Here is a 21,811-nt window from a genome sequence, read left to right as displayed (position 1 = left end):
CATTCAATGGATAAATGCTATGGGGCCGATCATTTATTTTTGTACTGACTGGTTCAATGGCCGTAGCGCCCGACCAGGCTCTGCGCCCCCAGGGCGTGGCCTTGCAGCAGTTGCAGCAGGCCGTTGCGATCCAGCCCCTCGGGCAAGGTACCCAAGGGCAGGTCGGTGGCAATCAGGGTCAGGGCGTAATGATGGGGGTTGTCGCCGGCGGGTGGACAGGGGCCGCGGTAGCTCTGGGTGCCACGGGAGTTGCGGCCCACTGTCACGTAGGGCCCGCTCAACCCCGCCACGCCTTCCTTGAGCCCATCCTGTTCGGGATCGATGTTGTAGGCCACCCAGTGCACCACACCCACGCCCTTGCCACCGTCCGGGTCGAACATGATCAGGGCCAGTGATTGCGTACCTGCGGGCAGGTTGTCCCAGCTCAGTTGCGGGGTCCGCTCTTCACCGGCACCGCATGCCGGGTCCTGGCCGACCTGTTGCAGGGCAATGACGCCGCCATCGGTGAACGACGAGGAACTGACCGACATCGCGCCTTGGCCGCCTGCGGCGGCTAACGCTGTGCAGGGCAGCAACGCAGCGAACAGCCAGTGTCTGAGGTGCATGGTCAATCCTTGGCAGGGCGTCAAGGGCTTAGTCTAGTCCAGGTCTGCCTCAGCGGCTGTCCTGGTCCTCGGCAGTGCCTCCGCTGGCTCCGGCACCAGAGCCGGTGGCTTCGCCGGTGCTGTTGGAGCCGCCAGAGGCACCGTCGGCGGCATCGGCGTTGCTGCCGGTGTCACTGCTGTCGTTACCTTTGCTGCTACCGGGGCTGTTGACGCTGCTGCCTTCACCGGCGGTCTTGCCGCCGGACTGGTCAGTTTGCGGATGGCTGTCGGTATGGGTGTCGGTGGCGGCGAAGGCAGCGCCGGTGAGGCTGGTCAGGGCCAGCGCCAGGCACAGGGACAGCGGGCGAATGCGGATCATGGGACTTCTCCTTTGTGCAAGATCTGTCATTCGTTTGGCTGGCAGCGGCTGGCGGGGTGCCTTCTGGGCGACGAGTGGCAATCAACAAGATTCCGAGCGCTGTGCGGGTGCCGGTGTTTCGACCGGCTCCAGCGGCGGATGCTCCTGCGCCGCATGCATCAGGTCTTCGGTCACCCGCAACTCGGCACCGGTTGGCGAGAAGGTGGTCGAAGCGGTGAACGGCGCCGGGTGCTCTGCCGCCGGGCGCTTGCCGCGGCGCCACATGAAGAAGCACACCATGGCCAGGTTGACCACGGCAAACGCCCAGAACAGCCCAGCCTCGCCAAACTCGGTCATCATCGGCGAAATGGCCACCGGTGCCATGGCCGAGCCCAGCGAGTTGATCAGCAGCAGGCCCTGGATCATCGGCACCAGCGCATCGGACGGCGCGCGGTCGGCCGCATGGCTGACCGCCACCGGGTACAGGGTGAACACGCCACCACCCAGCAGGAACAGCATGGCCGGCAGCAGGAACGAGTCCGATGGCAGGAACACCGTGACAAGCGACAGGACAACGCACAACGCGGCCAGCGCGAGCAGCACATCGAGGCGGTCCTTGCGGTCGGACCAGCGCCCGACCGGGTATTGCAGCAGCATCGCGCCAAGGATCACCCAGGCCATCATGTTGCCAACTTCACCCACCTCCAGGCCGATGCGCTGCAAGTACAGTGGCAGCAGGGCATAGATGCCGGCAATCGCTACGCCCGAACCGAAGCAGCCGACCAGGCCCGACGGTGCCACGCCCAGCAACTGGCGGGGCTTGAGGGGTTCGACCTGCTCCAGCAGCGGCGACACCCGCGGCAGGATCACGATCGGCAACACCGACAGGGCGGCCAGCACGCCGGCCAGCATGAACGGGGCGGTATCGCCTAGCTGGGTGATTTCGCCAAGGCCGGCCTGGGCGATCACCCCGGCGCCGTAGAAGGCGATCATGTACAGCGCCAGCAGGCGGCCGCGGATTTTCGCGTCGCCGGCCAGCAACAGCCAGCTTTCGATCACCAGGAACACGCCCACTGCGGCCCAGCCGTTGATCAGGCGTAGCACCGACCACCAGGTGACCTCGTAGAACAACCCTTGCAGCAGGATGGTCACGGCGATCAGCGAGGCGAAGCTGGTATAGGCGCGAATGTGGCCGATGCGCAGGATCAGCCGGTCGTTGAAGATGGCGCCGAGGGTCAGGCCGATGAAGTAGGTCGACGAGACGATACCAATGGTGGTTGCAGACTCACCGGCGGCGCCCAGGCGCAGGGTGGTCAGGGAAGACATGAAGCCGTTGCCCAGGGCAATGATGAACAGCCCGAGCAGGGGCGCCAGCGCCATGGCCAGCAAACGCGGAGACATACGTACCTCTAGTTGGATGAGCGGAATGAGCACCTTCTCGGCGCGCACACCGGCTCGACCCGGCAAGGGGCGAGTGGCGACACGGATGCGACCTGGGCAAGACTCAACCGCTGGGCGTTATGGGAGATGGGCCGGGCGGGGAGGGTTGAGCCTACTTCACATGTGCGTTCATGTGTTCAGGCGCTGACTCTGTCATTGCTACTGGTTGCCACCGTTCAAGGCGACGGGCGAAAAGGAAGCGGGATTCTACGGGCTTGGACGCGTTTGCCCAAGGGGCCTGGGTGTGCGACGAGACGCCGCAGTCTCAGCGCGACATGAACATGTCTTCCACAGACATTTTCGATCGCGGCGCCTGCGTGCGGTGAGATCGGCCCGGTAATCTCACTGAGTGCGGCATAATGCTGAACCCCACCAAGGAAGGCCCCCCATGTTCGCGTCGCTGTTCGCAGTCCTGGCCCCGGTTTTCATCGTCGCCGGCATTGGTTTTGCCTGGGCCCGCAAGGGCCTGGATTACCCCACTGATTTCATCGCCCGGGTGGTGATGACCGTCGGCACACCTTCGCTGGTCCTGTCCACCCTCAGTCGTACCGACCTGGACCCGAATGCCTTTACCAGCATGGCCGTGGCCTGCTTGCTGTGCACCTTGGGGATGGCCTTGGCCGCTTTGCTGGTGTGTCGCGCGTCGGGCATGCACTGGCGGGTACTGCTGCCGGCGTTCATGTTCCCTAATACCGGCAACATGGGCCTGCCGATCAGTCTGTATGCCTTCGGTGAGCATGGCCTGGCCCTGGCCGTGGCATTTTTCCTGACCCTGTCGATCGTGCAGTTCACCATCGGCATGGCCATCTCCGGCACGGCGGCTTCGCTCAAGGCGTTGCTGCGCAACCCTATCGTCATCAGCCTGGCCGGCGGCATGCCCATCATTTTTCTCGATTTCGAACTGCCGCGTTGGCTGGCCAACACCGCAGACCTGCTGGGCGGCATGACCATTCCGCTCATGCTGCTGACCCTGGGGGTATCACTGGCCAGCATTCGCCTGCGTCACGTGGGCAGCGGCATGCTGCTGGGCGGTTTGCGCATTGGCCTGGGGGCTGCGGTGGGCTGGGCAGTGGGCGCGGTACTGGGTATGGACAGCCTGGAGCGTGCGGTGCTGATGGTGCAGTCGGCGATGCCGGTAGCCGTGTTCAACTACCTGATGGCGGTGCGGGCGAACCGTGAACCGGAGCAGGTGGCGAACCTGGTGATGTGCTCGACGGTGCTGTCGTTTGCCTGGTTACCGGTGGTCCTGGCCTGGTGGATGTAGGCCTTTACCGACGATAGTGCCGGTACAGGCTTCGGGCTACTGGACCGACAACTGGTCATCCACCCAGCCTTGGCTGGTCAGCACCAGGGTTCGGGTTTCCTTGAGCGGGGCAGCATGGCTGGCCACCGCCTGGCCCAAGCCGGCGATGCTGGCTTTCACCTGATCATTGGCGGCCCACGCCGGCAACTCGATGATCTTGTAGGCATAGGCCACATTCGACAGCTTCTGTCCGGTTGCCTCGCTCGGCTCACTGAACTGCTCGATTGCCGTCACTTGTGCCTTGCCGAAACACAGCCCGGCGCCTGCCTTGTAGTATTTGCGGCCTTCATCGGTCAGGTCGTAGGCGTAGTAGATATCCGTGCGTGCCGGCGACCACAGCCGTGCCGGTATTTCGGTGCGCAAAATTTCCTTCTCGCTGACCACGCCTACCTGCGCCAGGGCGTGCAGCGCCTTGTTGGTGCCGTGCACGTCGAAGTCCTGGGTCTTGGTAGGGAACGAACTGATGACGAAACAGTGTGGGTACCGGGTATCCAGGGAGGCCTGGATAGCCTTGTGGAAACGGGCCTTGATGGTGTTCTGGCTGTCGGAGCAACCGGCCAGTGTTGCCAGCAATGCCAGTGGCACGATCTTCCTGTACATGGTGAAACTTCCTTGGCGACGGATCGTGCGCGATTAAAACCCACGGGTTAGAGCGGCGCAATCGTGGCACGACGGCATCCCTGCAGGGGCTGCCGGGGTTACATCACTGTTCGCCCCGGGTATCGATACTGACCACCACCGACATCCCTGGGCGCAGATGCCTGGCAGTGGCCTGGTCGGCATCCACCGTGATGCGCACCGGTATGCGCTGGGCGATCTTGACGAAGTTGCCAGTGGCGTTGTCCGCCTGCAGCAAGGCGAATTCAGAGCCGGTGGCCGGCGAAATCTGCTGCACATGGCCCCGTAGCTTCCGGTGGTTCAGCGCGTCTACGGTAAAGCTCACGGGCTGGCCGATACGCACATTGGCCATCTGGGTTTCCTTCATGTTGGCAATCACCCAAAGGGTGTCGGGCACCAGCGCCATGAGCTGCGCGCCGGAGTTGACATAAGCACCCAGGCGGGTGCCGATCTGCCCCAGCTGGCCATCGCGCGGGGCCGTGACGCGGGTGTTGTCGAGGTCGATGCGTGCCAGCTCCACGGCGGCCTTGGCGTTCTCCACCGAGGCCTCGAGTGCGGCCCGGTTGACCACCACGGTCTCACGGTCCTGGCGGGCGATTTCCAGCGCCGCCCTGGCCTGGGCCAGGCTGGCGACGGCAGCGGCCTCGCTGGCACGGGCCAGGTCCAGGTCGCGGCGCGACACCGATCCATCGTTGACCAGCGCCTGGTTGCGGCCGAGGTCAGCCTTGGCCTTGGCCGCCTGGGCCGCAGCATCGCCGATGGCGGCCTGGCGCTGGGCAATGGTCGCTTCGGCGCTTTTGCGCTGCTGCTGGTTGTTGGCCAGGGCCGCCAACTGCTGTTGCAGCTGGGCGCTGGCCTGGGCAAGGCGTTGTTTGTAGATACGGTCGTCCAGTTGCACCAGCAAGTCGCCGGCCTTGACGAACTGGAAGTCATGCACCGGTACATCGACGACGTAGCCGCTGAGCTGCGGGCCGATGATGGTCACCTGGCCCCGCACCAGGGCGTTCTCGGTGCTTTCGATGGCGCTGCTGAATGGCGGCAGGCGCCAGGCATACAGCACCAACAGGATGCCGGCCAACGCCACGGCGGCGAAGCTGATGGATGACAGGATGCGCACCCGCCGCGTGCGTACCGGGCTGGTTGGTTCACTGGGCGGTGTGACGCCCTCCGGGGTTTCGGCGATGGCGGTGGTGGTCGTGGTGCGGGTGTCGTCGGTCATCGGGTGGGCGCGCCGGGGGTAGAGTCGGTAAGGGTGGCCTGACGTTTCACATGCCAGAGCCAGGTACTGCGGATACAGATCCAGATCATGGTCAGGATGGCGATGCTGCCGATCAGCACGAACACATCGTTGTAGGCCATGACGTTCGCTTCACGCGTAGCAGCGCTGGCCAGCAGGCGCATGCCGGCTTCACTGCGCAAGGCAGGGTCGGCAATGATGCCGCCGTAACCGGCACCCCCACTTTGAACGCGGGCATTGACCAGGGGGTCCAGGTAGCTGAGGCGATCCATCAGGTGGCTGGAGTGAAACTTTTCCCGCCAGGTCTGGAAGGTGCCCAACAACGCCGCACCAATCAGGCCGCCGAGGTTGTTGCAGATGCCGAACAACACCGAAAAACTGACCAGGTTGCGCGGGTTGGCGCGCACATGGCTGATGCCCAGGGCCATCGACGGGCCGAGGAAGAACGTGCTGCCGAACGCCAGCAGGAACTGGCTCAAGTACATTTGAGCCGGGCGTGTGAGGTTGCTGGAACTGCTGTCCATGAAGGCGCCGGCGGCCATGGCCAGCAGCGAGACGAACAGCGGGATCACCAAATGGTTGGGGTTGATGGTGAGGGCGCTGCTGGCCAGGCCCGTGACAGCGCCTGACAGCATGATCCAGTACAGCGTGCGCATCTGCTCGCTGCCCATGTTCAGCGCCTGCAGGAAACCGACCGCGCCGGTGGACTGTTCCGAGGTCACCATACGGATCAGCACCACGCACAGGGCCAGACGTATGATGGCGCCACTACCCAACCAGTGGGTCATCAACAAGGGGTTGCGGCGATTGTGCTCGATGGCCAGGCCGCTGAAGACCAGCGCGATCGACGCCGCCAGTGCCACGCCGATCCACGGTGCCTCCAGCCACCAGTCGATGCGCCCCAGTGACAGTACGGCGCAGAGCAGTGCGGTACCGCTGGCGATCAAGGTGAAGGTCAGGAAGTCGAGGGGTTCGAACGTTTTAAAACGGTCACCGGGCGGCAATTTCAGCAGCAGTACGCAACCCAGTGCGGTGAGTGCCAGGCCCAGCTCGAACAGGTACAACCCGCGCCATTCGGCAATTTGCAGAAGGTCTTCAGAAAAGATCCGTGCCAGCGGTAGCGCCAGCTGCGAGGCACCCAGGCCCAGTACCATGGCCTTGAGCCGCCATTGCGCCGGGAAGGCCTGAATCATGTAGTACAGCCCCAGCGAGCTGAGCGCCGCGCCGACCATGCCGTGGGCCGCGCGTACGGCGATGGCAGAGTTCAGGTCGTTGACCAGCAGGTGGGCGAAGGTGACCACCACGTACAGCACCAGGAACACTTCGGTGAAGGCTCGCAGGCCGAACTGTTGGCGGAACTTCACCAACAGCAGGTTGATGGAGACGTTGGTCATCACATAGGCGGCCGGCAGCCAGGCCATTTCCGCGGTGGTGGCACCCAGGGCGCCTTGCAGGAACACCAGGTTGGCGGTGACCAGCGCGTTGCCCAGGCCACCGGTGATTGCCACCAGCAGGCCGACCACGCCGTAGGCCAGACGCTTGGCTGGCGAATGCAGGGGCGTGGAAGGGGAGCCTGGCAGGCTGGGCTTTTCGTGGGGGAGCCACTGGCGGGGGGCGTATTTATCCATCGGCAGACTTTACTTTAGCGGCGCTTGATGCTGCTAGGCGCGTCCTTTGGTTTTTGTGGGGGGTGTCAAGATTGAGCGCCGCCCGCTACAACGCTTTGGCCAGAAACTCGGCCGTGCGGCTTGCCTTACACCCGGCCACCACCTGCGGGGTGCCGCTGACCACCACCTTGCCCCCGGAATCCCCGGCCCCCGGGCCAATATCGATCACCCAGTCACTCTGCGCCACCACTCGCATGTCGTGTTCGACCACCACCACGCTATGCCCGCTTTCTACCAGGCGGTTCAACTGTACCAGCAGCCGGTCGATGTCCTGCGGGTGCAAGCCGTTGGTGGGCTCATCCAGCACATACAGGGTCGCCCCGCGGGCCATGCGCTGCAGTTCGGTCGCCAGCTTGATCCGCTGCGCTTCACCACCGGACAGCTCGGTGGCCGGTTGGCCCAGACGCAAGTAGCCCAGGCCGATATCCTGCAGCACTTGCAGACAACGGCGGGCAGGCGGTTGCTCGGCAAAAACCTGCAGGGCCTGGTCGACGGTCAACTGCAGCACTTGCGCGATGTTCATGCCTTGCCAGTTCACCGCCAGGGTTTCGGGGTTGTAGCGGGCACCCTGGCAGGTCGGGCAGGGCGCATACACGCTGGGCATGAACAGCAATTCGACGCTGACGAAACCCTCTCCCTCGCAGTTGGCGCAGCGGCCCTTGGCAACGTTGAAGGAAAAGCGCCCGGCGTCGAAGCCCTGTGCCTTGGCCTGCTCGGTAGCCGCGAAGCATTTGCGCACGTGGTCGAACAGGCCTGTGTAGGTGGCCAGGTTGGAGCGCGGCGTGCGGCCGATCGGCTTCTGGTCAACTTGCACCAGCCGCTTGATGCTGCCAAGCCCGGCGCTTACGTGGCCGCTGCTGGTCTGTTCAGGTTCGTCTTCCAGGCTCTGCGCTTCGGGCTCGCTACGTTGCTCGGCATGGCCCAGGTGTGCCCCCACCAGTTCCAGCAGGGCCTGGCTGACCAGGCTGGATTTGCCCGAGCCGGAAATACCGGTAACGGCGGTAAAGCAGCCCAACGGAAATGCGGCGCTCAGGTTATCGAGGTTATTGCGCGTGATGCCTTCAAGCTTCAGCCAGTCGCGTGCTTGGCGGGGGGCGCGTGTGGCCTGTACCGGGGCATCGAACAGGTAGGTGCGGGTGCATGACTGTTGCACCTTGGCCAGGCCGGCGGGCGGCCCGCTGTAGAGGATGGTGCCGCCGTGTTCGCCGGCAGCTGGCCCTACATCCACCAGCCAGTCGGCGCGGCGCATGGTGTCCAGGTCGTGCTCCACCACATACACCGAGTTGCCAGCCTGTTTCAGGCGCTGCAGGGCTTCGAACAGCGCTTCACTGTCGGCCGGGTGCAAGCCGGCCGACGGCTCGTCGAGTACGTAAACCACTCCAAACAGCTGCGAATTCAGCTGGGTGGCCAGGCGCAGGCGTTGCAGTTCACCAGAAGACAAGGTCGGGGTGCTGCGCTCCAGGGCCAGGTAACCGAGGCCGAGGTCAAGCAGCGTGTCAATGCGTTCGAGCAGTTCTTTGGCGATGCGTTGGGCCGCCAGGCGTTTTTCCAGTGTCAGCTCGTCCTGCTGCCGGGTCAGGTAGTCGGCTGCCGCCACCTTGCGGAACACCTCAGCCAGCGCCTGCAACGACAGGTGCGACAGTTCGGCGATGTCCAGCCCGGCGAAGGTCACGGCCAGCGCTTCGCGCTTCAGGCGTTTGCCCTGGCACAGCGGGCAGGGGCTGGGGTGCATGTACTGGGCCACACGCTTGCGCATCTGCGCGCTCTGCGAGTGCATGAAGGTATGCAGCACGTAACGCCGGGCACCCATGAACGTGCCTTGATAGCTGGGCTCCAGCTTGCGCTTGAGCGCTTCGCGGGTCTGCGCCGGGGTCAGGCCGGCATACACGGGGGCGGTGGGCGTCTCTTCAGTGAACAGGATCCAGTCGCGCTGCGCCTGAGGCAGGTCGCGCCAAGGGATATCGACGTCATAGCCCAGCGTGACCAGGATGTCGCGCAGGTTTTGCCCTTGCCACGCCATTGGCCACGCCGCCACCGCACGCTCACGGATGGTCAGCGCCGGGTCGGGGACCATGGTCGCTTCGGTCACCTCGTAGACACGGCCCAGGCCATGGCACTGCGGGCAAGCGCCCTGGGGCGTGTTCGGAGAAAAGTCTTCGGCGTACAGCATCGCTTGCCCGGGCGGGTAATGGCCAGCGCGTGAATAGAGCATGCGGATCGAACTGGACAAGGTGGTCACGCTACCCACCGAGGAGCGTGCACTCGGCGTGCCGCGTTGCTGCTGCAGCGCCACCGCCGGCGGTAGCCCGTCGATGGCATCGACATCCGGCACGCCAACCTGGTCGATCAGGCGCCGGGCATAGGGCGCGACCGATTCGAAATAGCGGCGCTGGGCTTCGGCATACAGCGTGGAGAACGCCAGCGAAGACTTGCCCGAGCCGGACACGCCGGTGAACACCACCAAGGCATCGCGGGGAATATCGACATCGATGTTCTTAAGGTTGTGCTCGCGGGCGCCACGGACGCGGATGAAACCGCTTGGGGTGGTCGGGCTTGGAGGCATGAAGCAGTCCTTGTCTGAAGCTGAGCAGTTAACAGCAATTGCAGCGCGCTTGCGTGGGCAACAGTCAAGGAATCTACCCGATGGAGCCGGTGGGGTGGCAGGGCGCCGGCTGTTTTCGCCTTACCTGAGCGCAAAAATCGCTCGCGAGTTATTGGCCGTATTTGCAAAACACCACACTAGCGAGTGCCCAGCACATCGCGGATGTTGTCCACCACATTATTGTCCTTGATCACGTCACTCAACCAGCCTTCCAACGGCATGTTGCCCCACTTGATCGCACGTTCGATCAGGTAGGGTACCGGGCTTTGCGGTTCGCTCTGTTTGAAGTACTGGGCGATGCCCGCAAGCATGGTGAATGCCTCGTCGCGGGTCAGCGGGGTGGTGCGCAGGGCTGTAGGCGCGGTCGTCGGGGGCGTGGCATTCATCGCTTCACCTGCTTCGTGGAGGTTGGCACCCGTGGTCTGTGGCTGTGCTTCTTCCGGGATGGCGGGGTGTAGCTCTACGCCGCGGTCCTTGAGCAGTTTTTCCGCCAGCTGGCTGGCACGCGAAAGCATGTCGGCAAGGCTGGCAAAGCTGGGCGCCTCGTGGCCGAACAGGCGGTCGGCGCTGGCCTGCAGGCGTTTGCATGCATTCAGGCTGGTAGCGATCTGCTGGGCCTTGGCGCGCAGGTAGTCGGTGTCGGTAAGCGCTACCGAACGCTGGAAGATCTCGGCGTTGATCTTGCCTTCGTTCAGTGCTGTCTGCATCGCCTTGGGGTTTTGCAAGGCGAGGTTTTCTACATGGCGTGATTCGTCATACCGCAACACGCCAAAATGCTGCCCCTGGATAATGGGCAAGCCACCGGCAATGTCGGTGAGCGTGGTCTTCAACCAGGACAGTCGCGCCGCGCGCTCGTCCAGGCCGTCTTCGAGGGTGGGGTACAGCGTTTCCCAGAACGCAACCAGGAGCTGTTCGGTCAGCTCGAGGCCAAAGGTGATGCCTTCGAAGTGTTCACGCTGGGCCAGCCCCTCGCAGAGCCAGGCCACCAGCATCAGGTCTTTGCTTTGCTGCGCAAGCCCTTGAGCCGACAGGTTGATCACCTGCTCCCAGTCGGCAGTCTTCAAGTCGGTTTGCCAGTCGCCCTGGGTCAGGTAGTCAGGGTCCGCCCGGCGTGCCTCCTTGATCTGGTCGAACAAGGCAGAGAAGCTCAAGTCTTCGCCACTGCCACCCTCGATAGGGGCGACCAGTGTGGTCAGCGAGAGGTCATTGAGAATTTCAGGCATAGAACACTCTGGACATGGCTAGTGAACAGCGCGCCGGAAAACCCGGCGCGCTGCGGAGCACAGGCCGCCGAAGCGGCCCATGGTTCGGTACGTGCTTAGGCAAACACTTTGTTCGCGGTGCGGTCCCAGCCACCCACGATGTTGCCGCCGGCCTGGCCGTCGGTACGGTTCTGCTGGGTGTAGGTGGTCTTGATGCGGGCAAAGTTGAAGCTGATTTCTTCAACGGGCAGGTCGCTGACCGCCTTGTCTTCACCATTCTGGTTGCCACCGGCGACAAACTTGACCGAAGAGACCACCACTTCTTCCATGTCGATGGTCAGGTAGGTGACCTTGTCACCACCGGCGCGGTTCACGTTCAGCTTCAGTTTGGCGATGTGCTTGCCGGTGCAGCAGTGTTCGAACAGTTTGGCCGATGCCTTGTCGACTGCCTTGCGGATCTTGAAGTCGCTCAGGGCAACGCGCTCGGAGGACGCACCGCCCGAGGAGCTGGCGGTTGCCGACGTAGCCTGGGTGGCGCCGTACTCGTAGCCCAGCACTTCGATCCAGTCCTTGTGTTTTTCATCCAGTACTTCGCCTGGGATGCCGTCGATTTGGATATACGCGTCAAATGCCATTGTGAAACTCTCCATTAACAACATGTAAAGGGTTGCTCATGCGCCCCTTGGTTTTGACCTCGCCGGGCGTGCCGGCAGAGGTAGCTTGCCGCCGCCCGGGCCTCATCCTGTGAGGCCCCGGCGACCGGTTATTGCGGCGTGGCTCTGTTAAGCCCACGCACTTCGATTTCCACCCGGCGGTTGGGCTCCAGGCACTTGATCAGCTGCGTTCGCGGTTGTTGCATGTCGCAGTTGACCAATGGCTTGCGGCTGCCTTCGCCTTGTGCGACCACCAGCTCGGCAGGGACGCCCTTGCCAACCAGATAGGTGCGGATGGTTTGTGCCCGTTGTTTCGAAACCTGCAGGTTGCCCTGGCTGTCACCCAGTTGGTCGGCGTGCCCCGAGATGATGATCTTGCCGATATTCGGGGTGTTCAGCAGCTTGCTGGCAATTGCGCTCAGCTGATGCTGGCCTTCGTTTTTCAGGCTCTGGAAATCGGCGCGGCCGAAGGCGAACAGGGTGTCGGATTCCAGCGTGATGGTCTCGATCGCACGCAGTGACTGGGCCCGCAGGCTGTCGATGTAGTTGCGCGAACTGGACATCAGGAAGGCGTTGTCGAGGATGCGCGGTACATCTGGCTCACGGATCTGGTCGCTATAGAACGTGATCTGGCGGCTGGCATACAGGTAGTCCTGGTTACCACCGGCCTCGCTGCCAGCGGCGGCCATGCTCTTGCCGGTATGGCGGGCGATGGCCGGGTACCAGTAGTCCGGCAGGTGCGCCTTGAGAAACGCCGGGTCGGCATGCTCGCGCTGGCCCGGAGAAAGCATCACGTAAGTGTCCAGGGCCGCCTTTCCGAAATTGGCGATCGACTGGGCGCGGTTGTCATGGGGCAGCGCCTCGGCCTCTACACTGTCAACGCCGCTCACCGGTTGCAACTCGCGGGTGTTGCGCTGGTAGACCTTGAGCGTGGTCAGCAGGTACAGGGTACGGGTCAGATTATCGGCCGTGGGCTTTAGCATTACATTCTGCAGCGTGGAGAAGTAGCGGTTGCGCAGCAGCGGCTCGACCTCATGGCCCTGGTACAGGCCCAGGCGCATGCCGAGGGGCACGCCCTTTACGTGGTGTTGCTCATGGTAGTGAGCAGCCCAGAAGCGCAGGCGGTCGAGGCTTCGCCAGGCGGTGTACTGGCCGCTGGCCGCCTGGTCGTCGGCCTTGGTCTGGGCCAGTTCGTCGGCAATGCTGGCCAGGGTGGCGCGGTTGTTCAGGTACGACCAGCCCCACAGGCTGCACAGCACCAGTGCCGCCAGGCCGGCAGCGCCCACCCACCCGGCCTTGCGCCGGCGTTCACGGTGGTTGCTGGTGTACAGCGCCACCAAATGCTGGTCGGGAATGATCACTTTGCGGAACAGGCTGTTGATGAACAGCGGCGCCGGCTGGCTGCCGGCAGTGCCCGTTCCTTCTGCGTGTTCGAGCGCGAAGCGTTCGGCCACATGCTGGCCGTGGCAGCCCCACTGAGCCTCGTCGGCCTGCAGCGCCGCGGTGAAATAGAAACCGCGCAGCATTTCGGCATTCTGGTAAGGGTTGGCACGCAGCAGGCTGTCGACGAACTGATGCAGGCGCGGCTTGAGCGCGGCCAGCTCTAGCGGGAAGCGGTAGGCAGCGTCGTTCCGCCGGGTGACTTGTATGTCCTGCTGCACCAGCTGCTGGCTCGCCATCTGCCCCCAGTAACGCGTCAGCTCGTCCATCGCATTGCTGAAGCGCTGGCCCCAGTCGGCTTGCTCGTAACCCTTGTGAGAGAAGGTTTTACCCATCACTTCACCACGAGCCGCGTCGTCCAGTTGGCGATAGAACGCGGTGAAACCAGGGATCAGGTCGCACTTGGTGAAAACCAGGTAGATTGGCAGACGCACTTCCAGCAGCGCGCAGCTTTCCTGAATGCGTTCGCGCAAGCGCTTGGCCACGCGCTCCTGGTCTTCGACCGAACCATGCAGGATATCGGCGATGCTGACGCTGACAATCAAGCCATTAAGGGGACGGCGCTGGCGGTGCTGGCGCAGCAGTTGCAAAAAGCCGCGCCACTTGCCGGCTTCCTCGGGGCTGTTCATGTAGCGCCCGGCAGTGTCCAGCAGTACCGCTTCAGAGCTGAAGAACCAGTCGCAGTTGCGCGTGCCGCCCAGGCCCGCGACACGCACGCCTTCGCGCTCGGCATAGGGGAAGTTAAGGCCCGACTGCAGGATCATCGTGCTCTTGCCGGCGGCAGGCTGGCCAATGACCAGGTACCAGGGCAGGGCATACAGGGCATCCTTGTTCGAAGTACCGCGCGGCTTGTTGCTGTGCAGGCGCTCGATGCCCTGCAGCAGGCGCTCGCGCAACAGGCTGACTTCTTCCCGGTCGGCCGGGGCTGCACTGAGTACGGCCTGGTCGGCGTCGTCGCGCAGCAGGCCTTCAAGGTTGTGGTGCTGACCCACGCCGCGGTACAGCAGCAGTACATAGCCCGCCGACAGCAGCAGAAACACGCCGATCCCGGCCAGCAGGCTGTGCAGCGAGGCGAAGCCGAAGGCTCGGCCGATGGCCCAGACCAGGAAGATCGCCAGGAAGAATGCCACGCCCAGCAGGTAGGGTTGGTAGCGCAGGCAGTAGTACTTGAGCTTGTTCATACAGGCGTCGCATCCAGTGCATCGACGAACTGGTCGATGACATGTTCAAGGGGGCGGTCGTAATCGTGCAGCCGTGGCACCGTTGTCAGCGGGCTGAGCAACTCCAGGTGCTGGCACGGGTCGGCACAGCCACTGAGCAGGCGGTAGGCACAGCTGGCGTGGCGCGCCGGGAAGCAATACAGCTGCGGGTGCATGAAGTCGTCGGCCAACAGGCTCACTGCCGGCAGCGCTCGGTGTTCGCTCATGCGGGCCAGCCAGGTCAGCCACAGGTCGGCAGTGGGGTTTTTAAGGCCACGTTCGGCCGGCAACGGCAATTCGATGCCGCCTGCAAAGTCGCCCAGCAGCGAGGCACGGCCGAGCTGCAGGTGGGCGAGGGCAGTGGCACTGTCGAAATCTGGCCAGGACCCATGAAGGGCACGGGCCACATCCGCGAAGCTGAAATCATGCAGGAACTTGGCGTGCACCCGGCGGAACAGGTCCAGGTCCTGGCCCTGCAGAGGGCGCAAGGCCTTGATCCGTTCGAACAGGCGGGCGCAGTCGGCGCCTTGCACGGCCTGGTGCAGCATCGGCTTGATCTGCGCGCTGAACAGCTCGCCAAGCGTGAACGGGTTGACCAGCCCAGTACTGTCATCGCCCTTGAGCAGCTGGAAGATGAAGAACGGGTAGCGCCGCTGGCTGGCATCGCGCGAGCTGAGCAGGCCACCCAGTAGCCAGTTGCCGTTGCGTGCGCGGTAGGTGAAAAAACACATCGGCAGCGCGTCGAACAATGCCTGCCAGTCATCGCGGTAGCGCATGGCTGCCAGCGATGACTGCAACCAGGCGTCGAACTCGCAGACTTCTTCCGCCGCCCCATGCAGGCTGACGAAATCTGCGCTCGACGGCAGCTTGCCGAAGCAACCAATCATTGCGCGCCCCTGCTGTTGAGGGCGCTCAGGGCCTTGACGTCACCCAGATCGGTGAGCTTGACCCCGCCGAAGTTGCGCACGATAAGGCTTACGCGGCCACTGGCGGTGTTCCAGCTAAAGCGTTGCTGAATGCCGTCCAGGTCGTCGACGCGAGCGCTCTCGTTCATGCGCAGCAGGCCCCACCGCCCTGGGAAGTCGAACACGGTGACCCGTGTGCCGCTCAGGGTAACGACGTCCAGGCGCGCGCCCGGCGCGGTGCTGGTGCCCGGCCAGGCGAAGCGGTTCCAACTGCTGCGGCCGTTGCGGTAGTGCTGCTCCTGGCCATCGAGGGTGAAGACGATGTCGGTGAAGTTGGCTGAAGGCTCCAGCATGATTTCGAAGCCGTTGTCACGGTCCGACAGGCTGGCGATCACCTGGCCCACGGAGCTGGCCTTGTCGATGCTGTTGAGCATGCCAGGGTTGACCAGCGCCGGCCCCTTGCCATCGCCCACACCCAGACCTTCACCACCGGCCAGGTTGCCGATTTCGTTGCGCTTGAAGGCCGGCAGCAGGCCGCTGTCGGGATCCACGAAGCGTTGCAGGTCTTTCACCGAAGCCTCGTTGCGGCTGCTGCCGGCAATCGGGTAACGGTGTGCCATGACCTGCTCCCAGGGCTTGGCGATCTGCTGCGCCCAGGCCTTGGCGATCTGCTCGCCGGCCGGGTCGCGCAGGGTCGCCCAGGCATACTGGATGGGCAGGCTGAACAGCCCCTGCAGCGAGCGCGACAGGCCATCCTGGCTGGTGTCGACGCTGCTTTCCACGTAGTTGCGCACGGTGGTGATCTCGCTCGGCTGGCCTTCCAGGGTCTCGCTGATCAACTGTTTGCTGCTCTTGCCCACATCCTGCGAGCGCTGGATGTTGTTCATGCGCACCTTGAGTTTGCGCAAGGCGGCCAGGTAGCGGTCCATGATGGTGCTGTCGGCACCTTCGGCGTTGTTTTCGGCGAACACCCGCGCCACCGGCTCGAAGCGCTTGGCCAGGCTGCCGTCGTCCACCGCCGGCAGGGCCGGGGCGACGTTGGCAGGCAGGGTGTCGTTGGCGTCGAACAGACCGGTGACCTTGCTCCAGAAACCGTCATCGCGGCTGGTGCCGGGGGCCGGGATGGCTTGTTTGACCGGCAGGTCCCACTGGGTATTGTCGTTGACGGCCTGCAGCAGGTTCTTCACTGGCGAGTTCTGCACGTCGCTCAACAGCCCCAGTTCCCGAGTCGCCGAGGCCAGGTCGGCGAAGTGGCGCACGCCAACGCTGCTGACCATCTTGTACCAGGCCTGGGTGTAGTCGCGCTTGTAGCGGGTCATGAACTCGCGCACGAAGTTGGCCTTCTGCACGATGGCATCGCCGCCTTCGCCGTCCAGCACCCAGTCCGACTCGTTGCGCAGGTTGCCCGACACCAGCTTGATCAGCTCGGGCTTGACGAAGGTGTCCCAGCCCTGGCGGGTGTAGATCGCCGGCACACCCGCGGTTCCGTACAGCAGCGTGCGGCCTGGTTGCGGGACCAGGTCGTTGAGGCTCAGCGCCGGGAACTGCCGGCTCGACTCGAGCTGCAGGCGCAGGTACTCGCGATCGACCAGCGAGCTGGAGATCATGAACGACTTGAGGTTCTGCCGGGTTTCGTTGATCAGCTGTTCGTTGCGCGGCAACGACGGCGCCTGCCCCTGTTCCAGCAACTGCACGTACAGCGGGGCATTTTCCGCGATCACGCCAGCGTCGGCCGGGGTGCCTTCGGCGGCGGCGCTGGCCCACGCCTGGGGCAGGCTGGCAGCGACGAAGGCCGGGTCTGGATGGGCCTGGGGCTCGGTCAGCAACAGGTACAGCTTGAGGGTGTTGTAGGCCTCGATGATCGAGGCCACCTGCTGCTCGTCCAGGCGCCCGAGCATTTCTTCGGACAGTGACAGCCCACCGGTGGCGGCGGACAGCTCGGCGCCATCGCTGGCAGTGGCCAGGTTGACCTTGGCGGCATAGGCGCCAGCGCGGGTGTTGCCCAGCACGGCCTGGGCCCTGGCCGCAATGGCAGGGGCCAGCGGCTTGCCATTGCGCTTCTTCGGCTGCGGGGCCGGGGTGAATTCCAGCTCCTGATTGATACCGTTGGCGAAGGTGTTGAACGCCCGCATCTGCACCTGCAGGCTGCGTGCGATCGGTTCCAGCGCCTGGCTGCGCAGCTGCGCCAGATAGGCGCTGCGGGTCACCTGGTGAATCGCCTCGCCCTGGTACAGGCCGCCACCCAACTGCAAGGGCACTCCCTGCAGGCGATGGGCCTCGACGTTGGCCATCTGTTCACGCAGCACTTCCAGGCCCTTGCCTGCGGCCAGCTGCTGCTCGCGGTCTGCTGCCTGTTCGATGTGCGCCAGCTGCCCGCGCAGGCTGTCCAGCCACTGGCGGTTATTGGCGAACGACAGCGCTTGCCAACCGATGAACAGCAACCCGGTGGCGGCGGCCAGGCCCAGTAGCAGCGGGCTGAACGCAGCCTGGCGGCCCAGGCGCGACTGGTAAAGGATCAGGTCGCGGTCGGGGAAGATCACCTGGCGGAAGGTGTCGGTGATGAAGTAGCTGCGGTTGCCCAGGGCCTTGCCGACGTGCCCGGCCTGCTCATCGTAGGCGGCCTGCAGGGCGAATTCGTCGGCGATGACGTCTTCATAGACCTGCCCCAGTTGCTGCCCGTTCTGCAGTGCACTGGTGAAGTACAGGCCACGTAGCAGCAGCGGGGCACCGCCGCGATGGCCGCGGGTGAAGTGTTCGAGGAATTGCTCGAGCACACCGCTGAGGGCGGCGAAGTACTGCGGGAAATTCAGCAGGGTGCTGTCGGCTTCGGCACCGAGGGCGATCATCTGCGCGTCGACGTGCTGGCGAATATGAGCCTGCAGCTTCTTCAGGCGCGTCTGCAGCACGGCGTGCAGGCCGTTGGTGCGGATTTCCGAAAGGCCAAAGGTCATGCCCAGCGGCTGCTGGCGTTCGTGCAGGTCGAGGCCGTCGAAAGCCTGGCTGAAGCCCGGCAACTGGTCGGTCTTGCTCAGCATCAGGTAAACCGGCGGGTTGGCATCGAGGCATTCGGCGTATTCTTCCACCCGGGCCACCAGCTGGGCCGCCAGGGCATTGCGCTCATCGCTGTTGGCTGCCAGCAGTTCGGGCAGGCTGACCACCAGGACCAAGCCATTGATCGCCGCTTTGCCGCGCTGCTTACGCAGCATGCGCAGAAAGGCCGAGAACTCGCTGGCCGACTGGTCGTCGCGCAGGTAGCGCCCGGCGGTGTCGATCATCACGGCGTCGGGGCTGAAGTACCAGTCGCAGTGCTGGGTGCCGCTTTCGCTGTCGTTGGCCGTAGCGATGCTGGCCGACAGGCCGGAATGGGTCAGCAGCGAGGTCTTGCCGGCCGCCGACATGCCGACCACCAGGTACCAGGGCAGGTCGGACAGGGCCGCCTTGCCGCCGCCACCCGCGGAGCGGTCGGTGCGCAGCATGGCGATGGCGTGCTTCAGGCGCTCACGCAGCACCTGCTGGTCACGGAACTCGCCAGTGGCATTCCACGAGCGGTCGACCTCGATCTGCAGCAGGTTCTCCAGGTTGTGTTCGGCGCGAATGCGCTGGTATTGGCGCAGCACGATTACCAGCAGGAAGCAGGCACTGATGATTGCCAGCGCTTCAGGCACGTGATGACGCAGCCACGGCACCAGCGGCGCGGCCAGCCAGCAAATCAACAGGCTAGCCAGCCACAGCAATGGCAGCAGCACCCAGAAACTTTTCAACAGACGCAGTAATGTTTTCATGTCTTCCTGACTCGGCTACCTGGTATGTGCTCAGGCACTGAACAGCTGGCGGATTTGTTCGGACAGGGCGGCGACGTCCTTGTCCAGCAACCAGTCCAGCGTCAGGTACACGGCGACGCAGACCAACGCGATCAGCGCCAGATACACCCACAGCGGTACTTCATGGCGCAGCATCTGCGACACCTGGTCGGGCAGTGCCCAGTCCGGTGACAGGGCTTTGGGCGCCTTGCGGTAGCGGGCAATATCCTGGCCCAGGGTATTGGCCAGGTAACGCAGCTGGTCCTTCTGGCCGAGGCTGAACTTGCCCTCGAAGCCCAGTGCCAGGCACAGGTGGTAGACCTCGAGCACGTCGATGTTCTGCTTGACGTCGGCGCGCAGCCCATCGACCTTCTCGAAGAACCCTTCGCCGGCCAGATGCACGCCGAAATAGCGGAACTGCAACGGCTGCAGTTCAAAGTGCCGACGCAGCGCGTTGTCATCCGAGCGCAGTACGCTTTCGTCGAGGAAGGCGCACAACGCGTATTGGGTGTCCTTGACCTGCTCGACGCTATAGTTGGCGGCACGGGCATCACGTTCCAGGTTGGCGAAGAAGCGTTCGACGCTACCTTCGAAGGCCTGCACCGAGGTGACCTGGCGGCCGCGACGTACGATCAACGCCATGCTGATGAAGTCCTGGACCAGGTCCTTGAGCGTCGGTTTGTCGCTGGCGGCCGGGACGGCGCCCTGTTGCAGTACGGCTTCGGTCATTTGAGCACCGCCATCAGTTCAAGCTTGAGGTTGGTAAAGGCGCTGGGCGCATAGAAGCAGATGGCCTGGGCGCTGATCATTCGCTCATACACAGTGCCGTGTGGCTCGATGGCGAAGTACTGGTTGTCCAGGCGCACCGGAATCGCGTTCGGCAGCCGCGCGGCATGATTGAGGGTGACACCCGGCATGGCGCTGTTGACCACCACTTCAATGTCTTCCGGCGAACCGACCTTGAAGGCACGGGGCACCAGCTCCAGCAGGCTGGCACCGGGCATGTCGGCGTGCACGGCGATATAGAAGTCGGCTTCGGCCAGGCGCGGGTCGTGCAGTTGGCCTTGCCAGTGCGATGGCTTGGTCTGGGTCAGGTTGATGACAATGCACTGGTTGGGCACGACGTTGTCGAGCATCACCCGGATCATTTCGTCGAGCTTGACCAGCGACGCGGCCGGGTCGTGGTGGTCGTACTCGGGGATGTCGCTGAGCTGGGTGTCCAGGGTGAAGGTCAGCAGGCCGCCGGCAAGGTCCGCCAGGAACAGGTACAGGCGCTCCGGGTGCAGGCGCGGGTGGGCCAGTAAATGCGCCAGCTGCGGGTGGGCACGGTTGACCGTGTTCAGCAGCCAGAACAGGGTCACATCGCTGGAGCCGAACTCGGCGATCTGGTCGGCGCGCTCGCGGCGCCGGCCGGAAAGCGCTTTGCTCTTGGCCTGCAGGGCACCGAGCAGGCGCTTGCCGATGCCGGCAATGGTCTCGTGGCTGCCCAGGTGCAAGGTGGGGTGGACGAAATGTGGGTCAACGTTGAAACCGCCCATGCTGTTGCGTGTCAGCTTGGCCAGTGGGCAGTGGCTGTAACCGTCGAGGCTGTCACCGTCGACCAGCAGTACGACGTTCAGGCGCAAGCTGGTGATTTCGTTTTCCAGCTCGCCTTCATTAAGGTCGGGCAGGGTGTCGAACTGCTTGCGGAAACGCCGTGCGGCCTTGTGTTCGTGGCCATCCTCGACGTAGTTGAGGCCGAATGGCTCGGGAAGCTTGAGCGCGGCATACACCTTCAGGTCGTTGGCCTTGAGCAGGTCCTTGAGGTCGCGCGCGGCCGGCAGCGGATCGTGCTGCGGCGCGTCGTAGAGGCTGCCATCGGGGAACACCAGCTTCAGGCGCTTGAGCTGCAGTGAACCATTGGCCAGGGCGTCCTCGTCCACCTGCAGCGCCTGAACCCCCCAATGGAAAGGGGTGCTGCGCAGGGTCGCCTCAGCCAACTGGTGCTGATGGAATTCGTCCTGATACTGGAAGTGCTGGGGCAGCAGGAACATGCCTTCCGACCACATCACCCGGCTCTGCTTGCTCATTTGACGCTATCCACTAGAGAGTTGAAGGTTGAATCCATGGCGTTGCTGGCCGACTGGCTGGCGGCGTCGGTGGCTTTGTCGATGGCCGCGTCCTGCACCTTGTCGGTGAGGGTCGCGTCGGCACCCTTGGCCTTCTGCGCAGCGGCAAGCTGGTCGGCGGTCGGCGGTTTGTTCAGTACGTCCACGCCCCGCATGGCGCTGATTTCGGTGTTGTCCACCAGTACCCGCAGGCCGTCGGAGGAGAACCAGATACCGTCCTTGCGCAGCGAGTTGGCGTCGAAGGCGACTTTCCAGCGCGCGTCCTGCTCATCGCGGAAGAACGCCGCCACGCCGACGTAGCGCGCGTTCTTGGCCAGCGGCCACTGGTCGATCTGGCCAATGCCGGGCAGCAGGGTGATCTCGCGGGTTTCCACCAGGGTGTTGCCCAAGGCTTTTTGCGGGGCGTCCCACAGGGTCTCGGCATCGGTAGCCGCGAAGCGCTCGAGGTCGGTCAGCTGATACACGCGCATCACCACCGACAGCGGCTTGCCCTCGGCGTCGGGGTTGAGCTGGTTGCCGCCGTCGGAGGTCAGGATGACCTTTTCGCTGTCGGCCAGCATGTCGGCCGCCCAGCTGTCTTCCATGCGCTTGCCGATACGGTCGGTGACCCCGCAGCCGGCCAGCGCTACCAGCAAGGCGGCTGCGGTCAGGCGTTTGAGGACGATGTGCTTGTGTTGCATGACGGCAAAACCTCC

At 64.0% G+C, this 21,811-nt stretch carries 16 protein-coding genes; 1 reads left to right on the top strand and 15 read right to left on the bottom strand.

The window, feature by feature from the left end:
* Positions 1–53 precede the first annotated feature (53 nt).
* The 3 genes from ACF8Q6_RS05525 to ACF8Q6_RS05515 form a co-directional block, all read right to left on the bottom strand.
* Positions 54–605 (bottom strand): YbhB/YbcL family Raf kinase inhibitor-like protein, encoded by a 552-nt coding sequence (locus ACF8Q6_RS05525; RefSeq protein WP_392494396.1) that lies wholly within the window; start codon positions 603–605, stop codon positions 54–56.
* A gap of 49 nt (positions 606–654) precedes the next feature.
* Positions 655–963: a hypothetical protein gene (locus ACF8Q6_RS05520; protein ID WP_003248325.1), complete on the bottom strand. Its 309-nt coding sequence runs from the start codon at positions 961–963 to the stop codon at positions 655–657.
* 81 nt (positions 964–1,044) lie between these two features.
* Entirely contained in the window at positions 1,045–2,343 is a 1,299-nt protein-coding gene (locus ACF8Q6_RS05515) for an MFS transporter (protein ID WP_012052423.1), read from the bottom strand.
* A gap of 427 nt (positions 2,344–2,770) precedes the next feature.
* On the opposite strand from ACF8Q6_RS05515, the gene ACF8Q6_RS05510 reads away from it, so the two are divergent.
* Positions 2,771–3,646, top strand: a complete 876-nt coding sequence (locus ACF8Q6_RS05510; protein WP_003248329.1) for an AEC family transporter — start codon at positions 2,771–2,773, stop codon at positions 3,644–3,646.
* 36 nt (positions 3,647–3,682) lie between these two features.
* Here ACF8Q6_RS05510 and ACF8Q6_RS05505 read toward each other — a convergent pair whose 3' ends face one another.
* From ACF8Q6_RS05505 to tssJ, 12 genes are all read right to left on the bottom strand, one after another.
* A complete protein-coding gene (locus ACF8Q6_RS05505) occupies positions 3,683–4,285 on the bottom strand; it encodes a hypothetical protein (RefSeq protein WP_392494399.1) in 603 nt (200 codons plus the stop codon).
* A gap of 103 nt (positions 4,286–4,388) precedes the next feature.
* Positions 4,389–5,522 carry an HlyD family secretion protein gene (locus tag ACF8Q6_RS05500; RefSeq protein WP_392494401.1) on the bottom strand — a complete coding sequence of 378 codons (1,134 nt, stop codon included), beginning with the start codon at positions 5,520–5,522 and terminating at the stop codon, positions 4,389–4,391.
* A complete protein-coding gene (locus ACF8Q6_RS05495) occupies positions 5,519–7,168 on the bottom strand; it encodes an MFS transporter (RefSeq protein WP_392494403.1) in 1,650 nt (549 codons plus the stop codon). Before ACF8Q6_RS05495 ends, ACF8Q6_RS05500 begins: the two co-directional genes overlap by 4 nt.
* Before the next feature lie 85 nt (positions 7,169–7,253).
* Positions 7,254–9,770, bottom strand: a complete 2,517-nt coding sequence (locus ACF8Q6_RS05490) for an excinuclease ABC subunit A (RefSeq protein ID WP_392494405.1) — start codon at positions 9,768–9,770, stop codon at positions 7,254–7,256.
* A gap of 176 nt (positions 9,771–9,946) precedes the next feature.
* Positions 9,947–11,032 carry a type VI secretion system protein TssA gene (tssA, locus tag ACF8Q6_RS05485; RefSeq protein ID WP_392498441.1) on the bottom strand — a complete coding sequence of 362 codons (1,086 nt, stop codon included), beginning with the start codon at positions 11,030–11,032 and terminating at the stop codon, positions 9,947–9,949.
* Positions 11,033–11,127: 95 nt separating this feature from the next.
* Positions 11,128–11,646 carry a type VI secretion system tube protein Hcp gene (locus ACF8Q6_RS05480; protein WP_012052417.1) on the bottom strand — a complete coding sequence of 173 codons (519 nt, stop codon included), beginning with the start codon at positions 11,644–11,646 and terminating at the stop codon, positions 11,128–11,130.
* A gap of 128 nt (positions 11,647–11,774) precedes the next feature.
* The gene (tssM, locus tag ACF8Q6_RS05475; RefSeq protein WP_392489859.1) at positions 11,775–14,285 is read right to left on the bottom strand and encodes a type VI secretion system membrane subunit TssM; all 2,511 of its coding nucleotides are present in this window, start codon (positions 14,283–14,285) and stop codon (positions 11,775–11,777) included.
* The gene (gene tagF, locus ACF8Q6_RS05470; protein ID WP_392489860.1) at positions 14,282–15,190 is read right to left on the bottom strand and encodes a type VI secretion system-associated protein TagF; all 909 of its coding nucleotides are present in this window, start codon (positions 15,188–15,190) and stop codon (positions 14,282–14,284) included. The genes tssM and tagF overlap by 4 nt, the downstream gene beginning before the upstream one ends.
* Positions 15,187–18,990, bottom strand: a complete 3,804-nt coding sequence (locus tag ACF8Q6_RS05465) for a type VI secretion protein IcmF/TssM N-terminal domain-containing protein (protein WP_392489861.1) — start codon at positions 18,988–18,990, stop codon at positions 15,187–15,189. Before ACF8Q6_RS05465 ends, tagF begins: the two co-directional genes overlap by 4 nt.
* A 30-nt stretch (positions 18,991–19,020) precedes the next feature.
* Complete coding sequence (gene icmH, locus ACF8Q6_RS05460; protein WP_003248342.1) at positions 19,021–19,737, bottom strand: type IVB secretion system protein IcmH/DotU; 717 nt, start codon at positions 19,735–19,737, stop codon at positions 19,021–19,023.
* On the bottom strand, positions 19,734–21,077 hold the full coding sequence (gene tssK / locus ACF8Q6_RS05455; protein ID WP_003248343.1) for a type VI secretion system baseplate subunit TssK: 1,344 nt from the start codon (positions 21,075–21,077) through the stop codon (positions 19,734–19,736). The genes icmH and tssK overlap by 4 nt, the downstream gene beginning before the upstream one ends.
* Positions 21,074–21,796 (bottom strand): type VI secretion system lipoprotein TssJ, encoded by a 723-nt coding sequence (gene tssJ, locus ACF8Q6_RS05450; protein ID WP_392489862.1) that lies wholly within the window; start codon positions 21,794–21,796, stop codon positions 21,074–21,076. Before tssJ ends, tssK begins: the two co-directional genes overlap by 4 nt.
* Positions 21,797–21,811 lie beyond the last annotated feature (15 nt).

Origin of the sequence: Pseudomonas sp. GLN_2, assembly GCF_043106005.1 — a bacterium.
Classification (GTDB): Bacteria; Pseudomonadota; Gammaproteobacteria; order Pseudomonadales; family Pseudomonadaceae; genus Aquipseudomonas; species Aquipseudomonas alloputida.
Note: the sequence above shows the minus strand (reverse complement) of the source record. Positions and strands in the feature narration are given on the sequence as shown.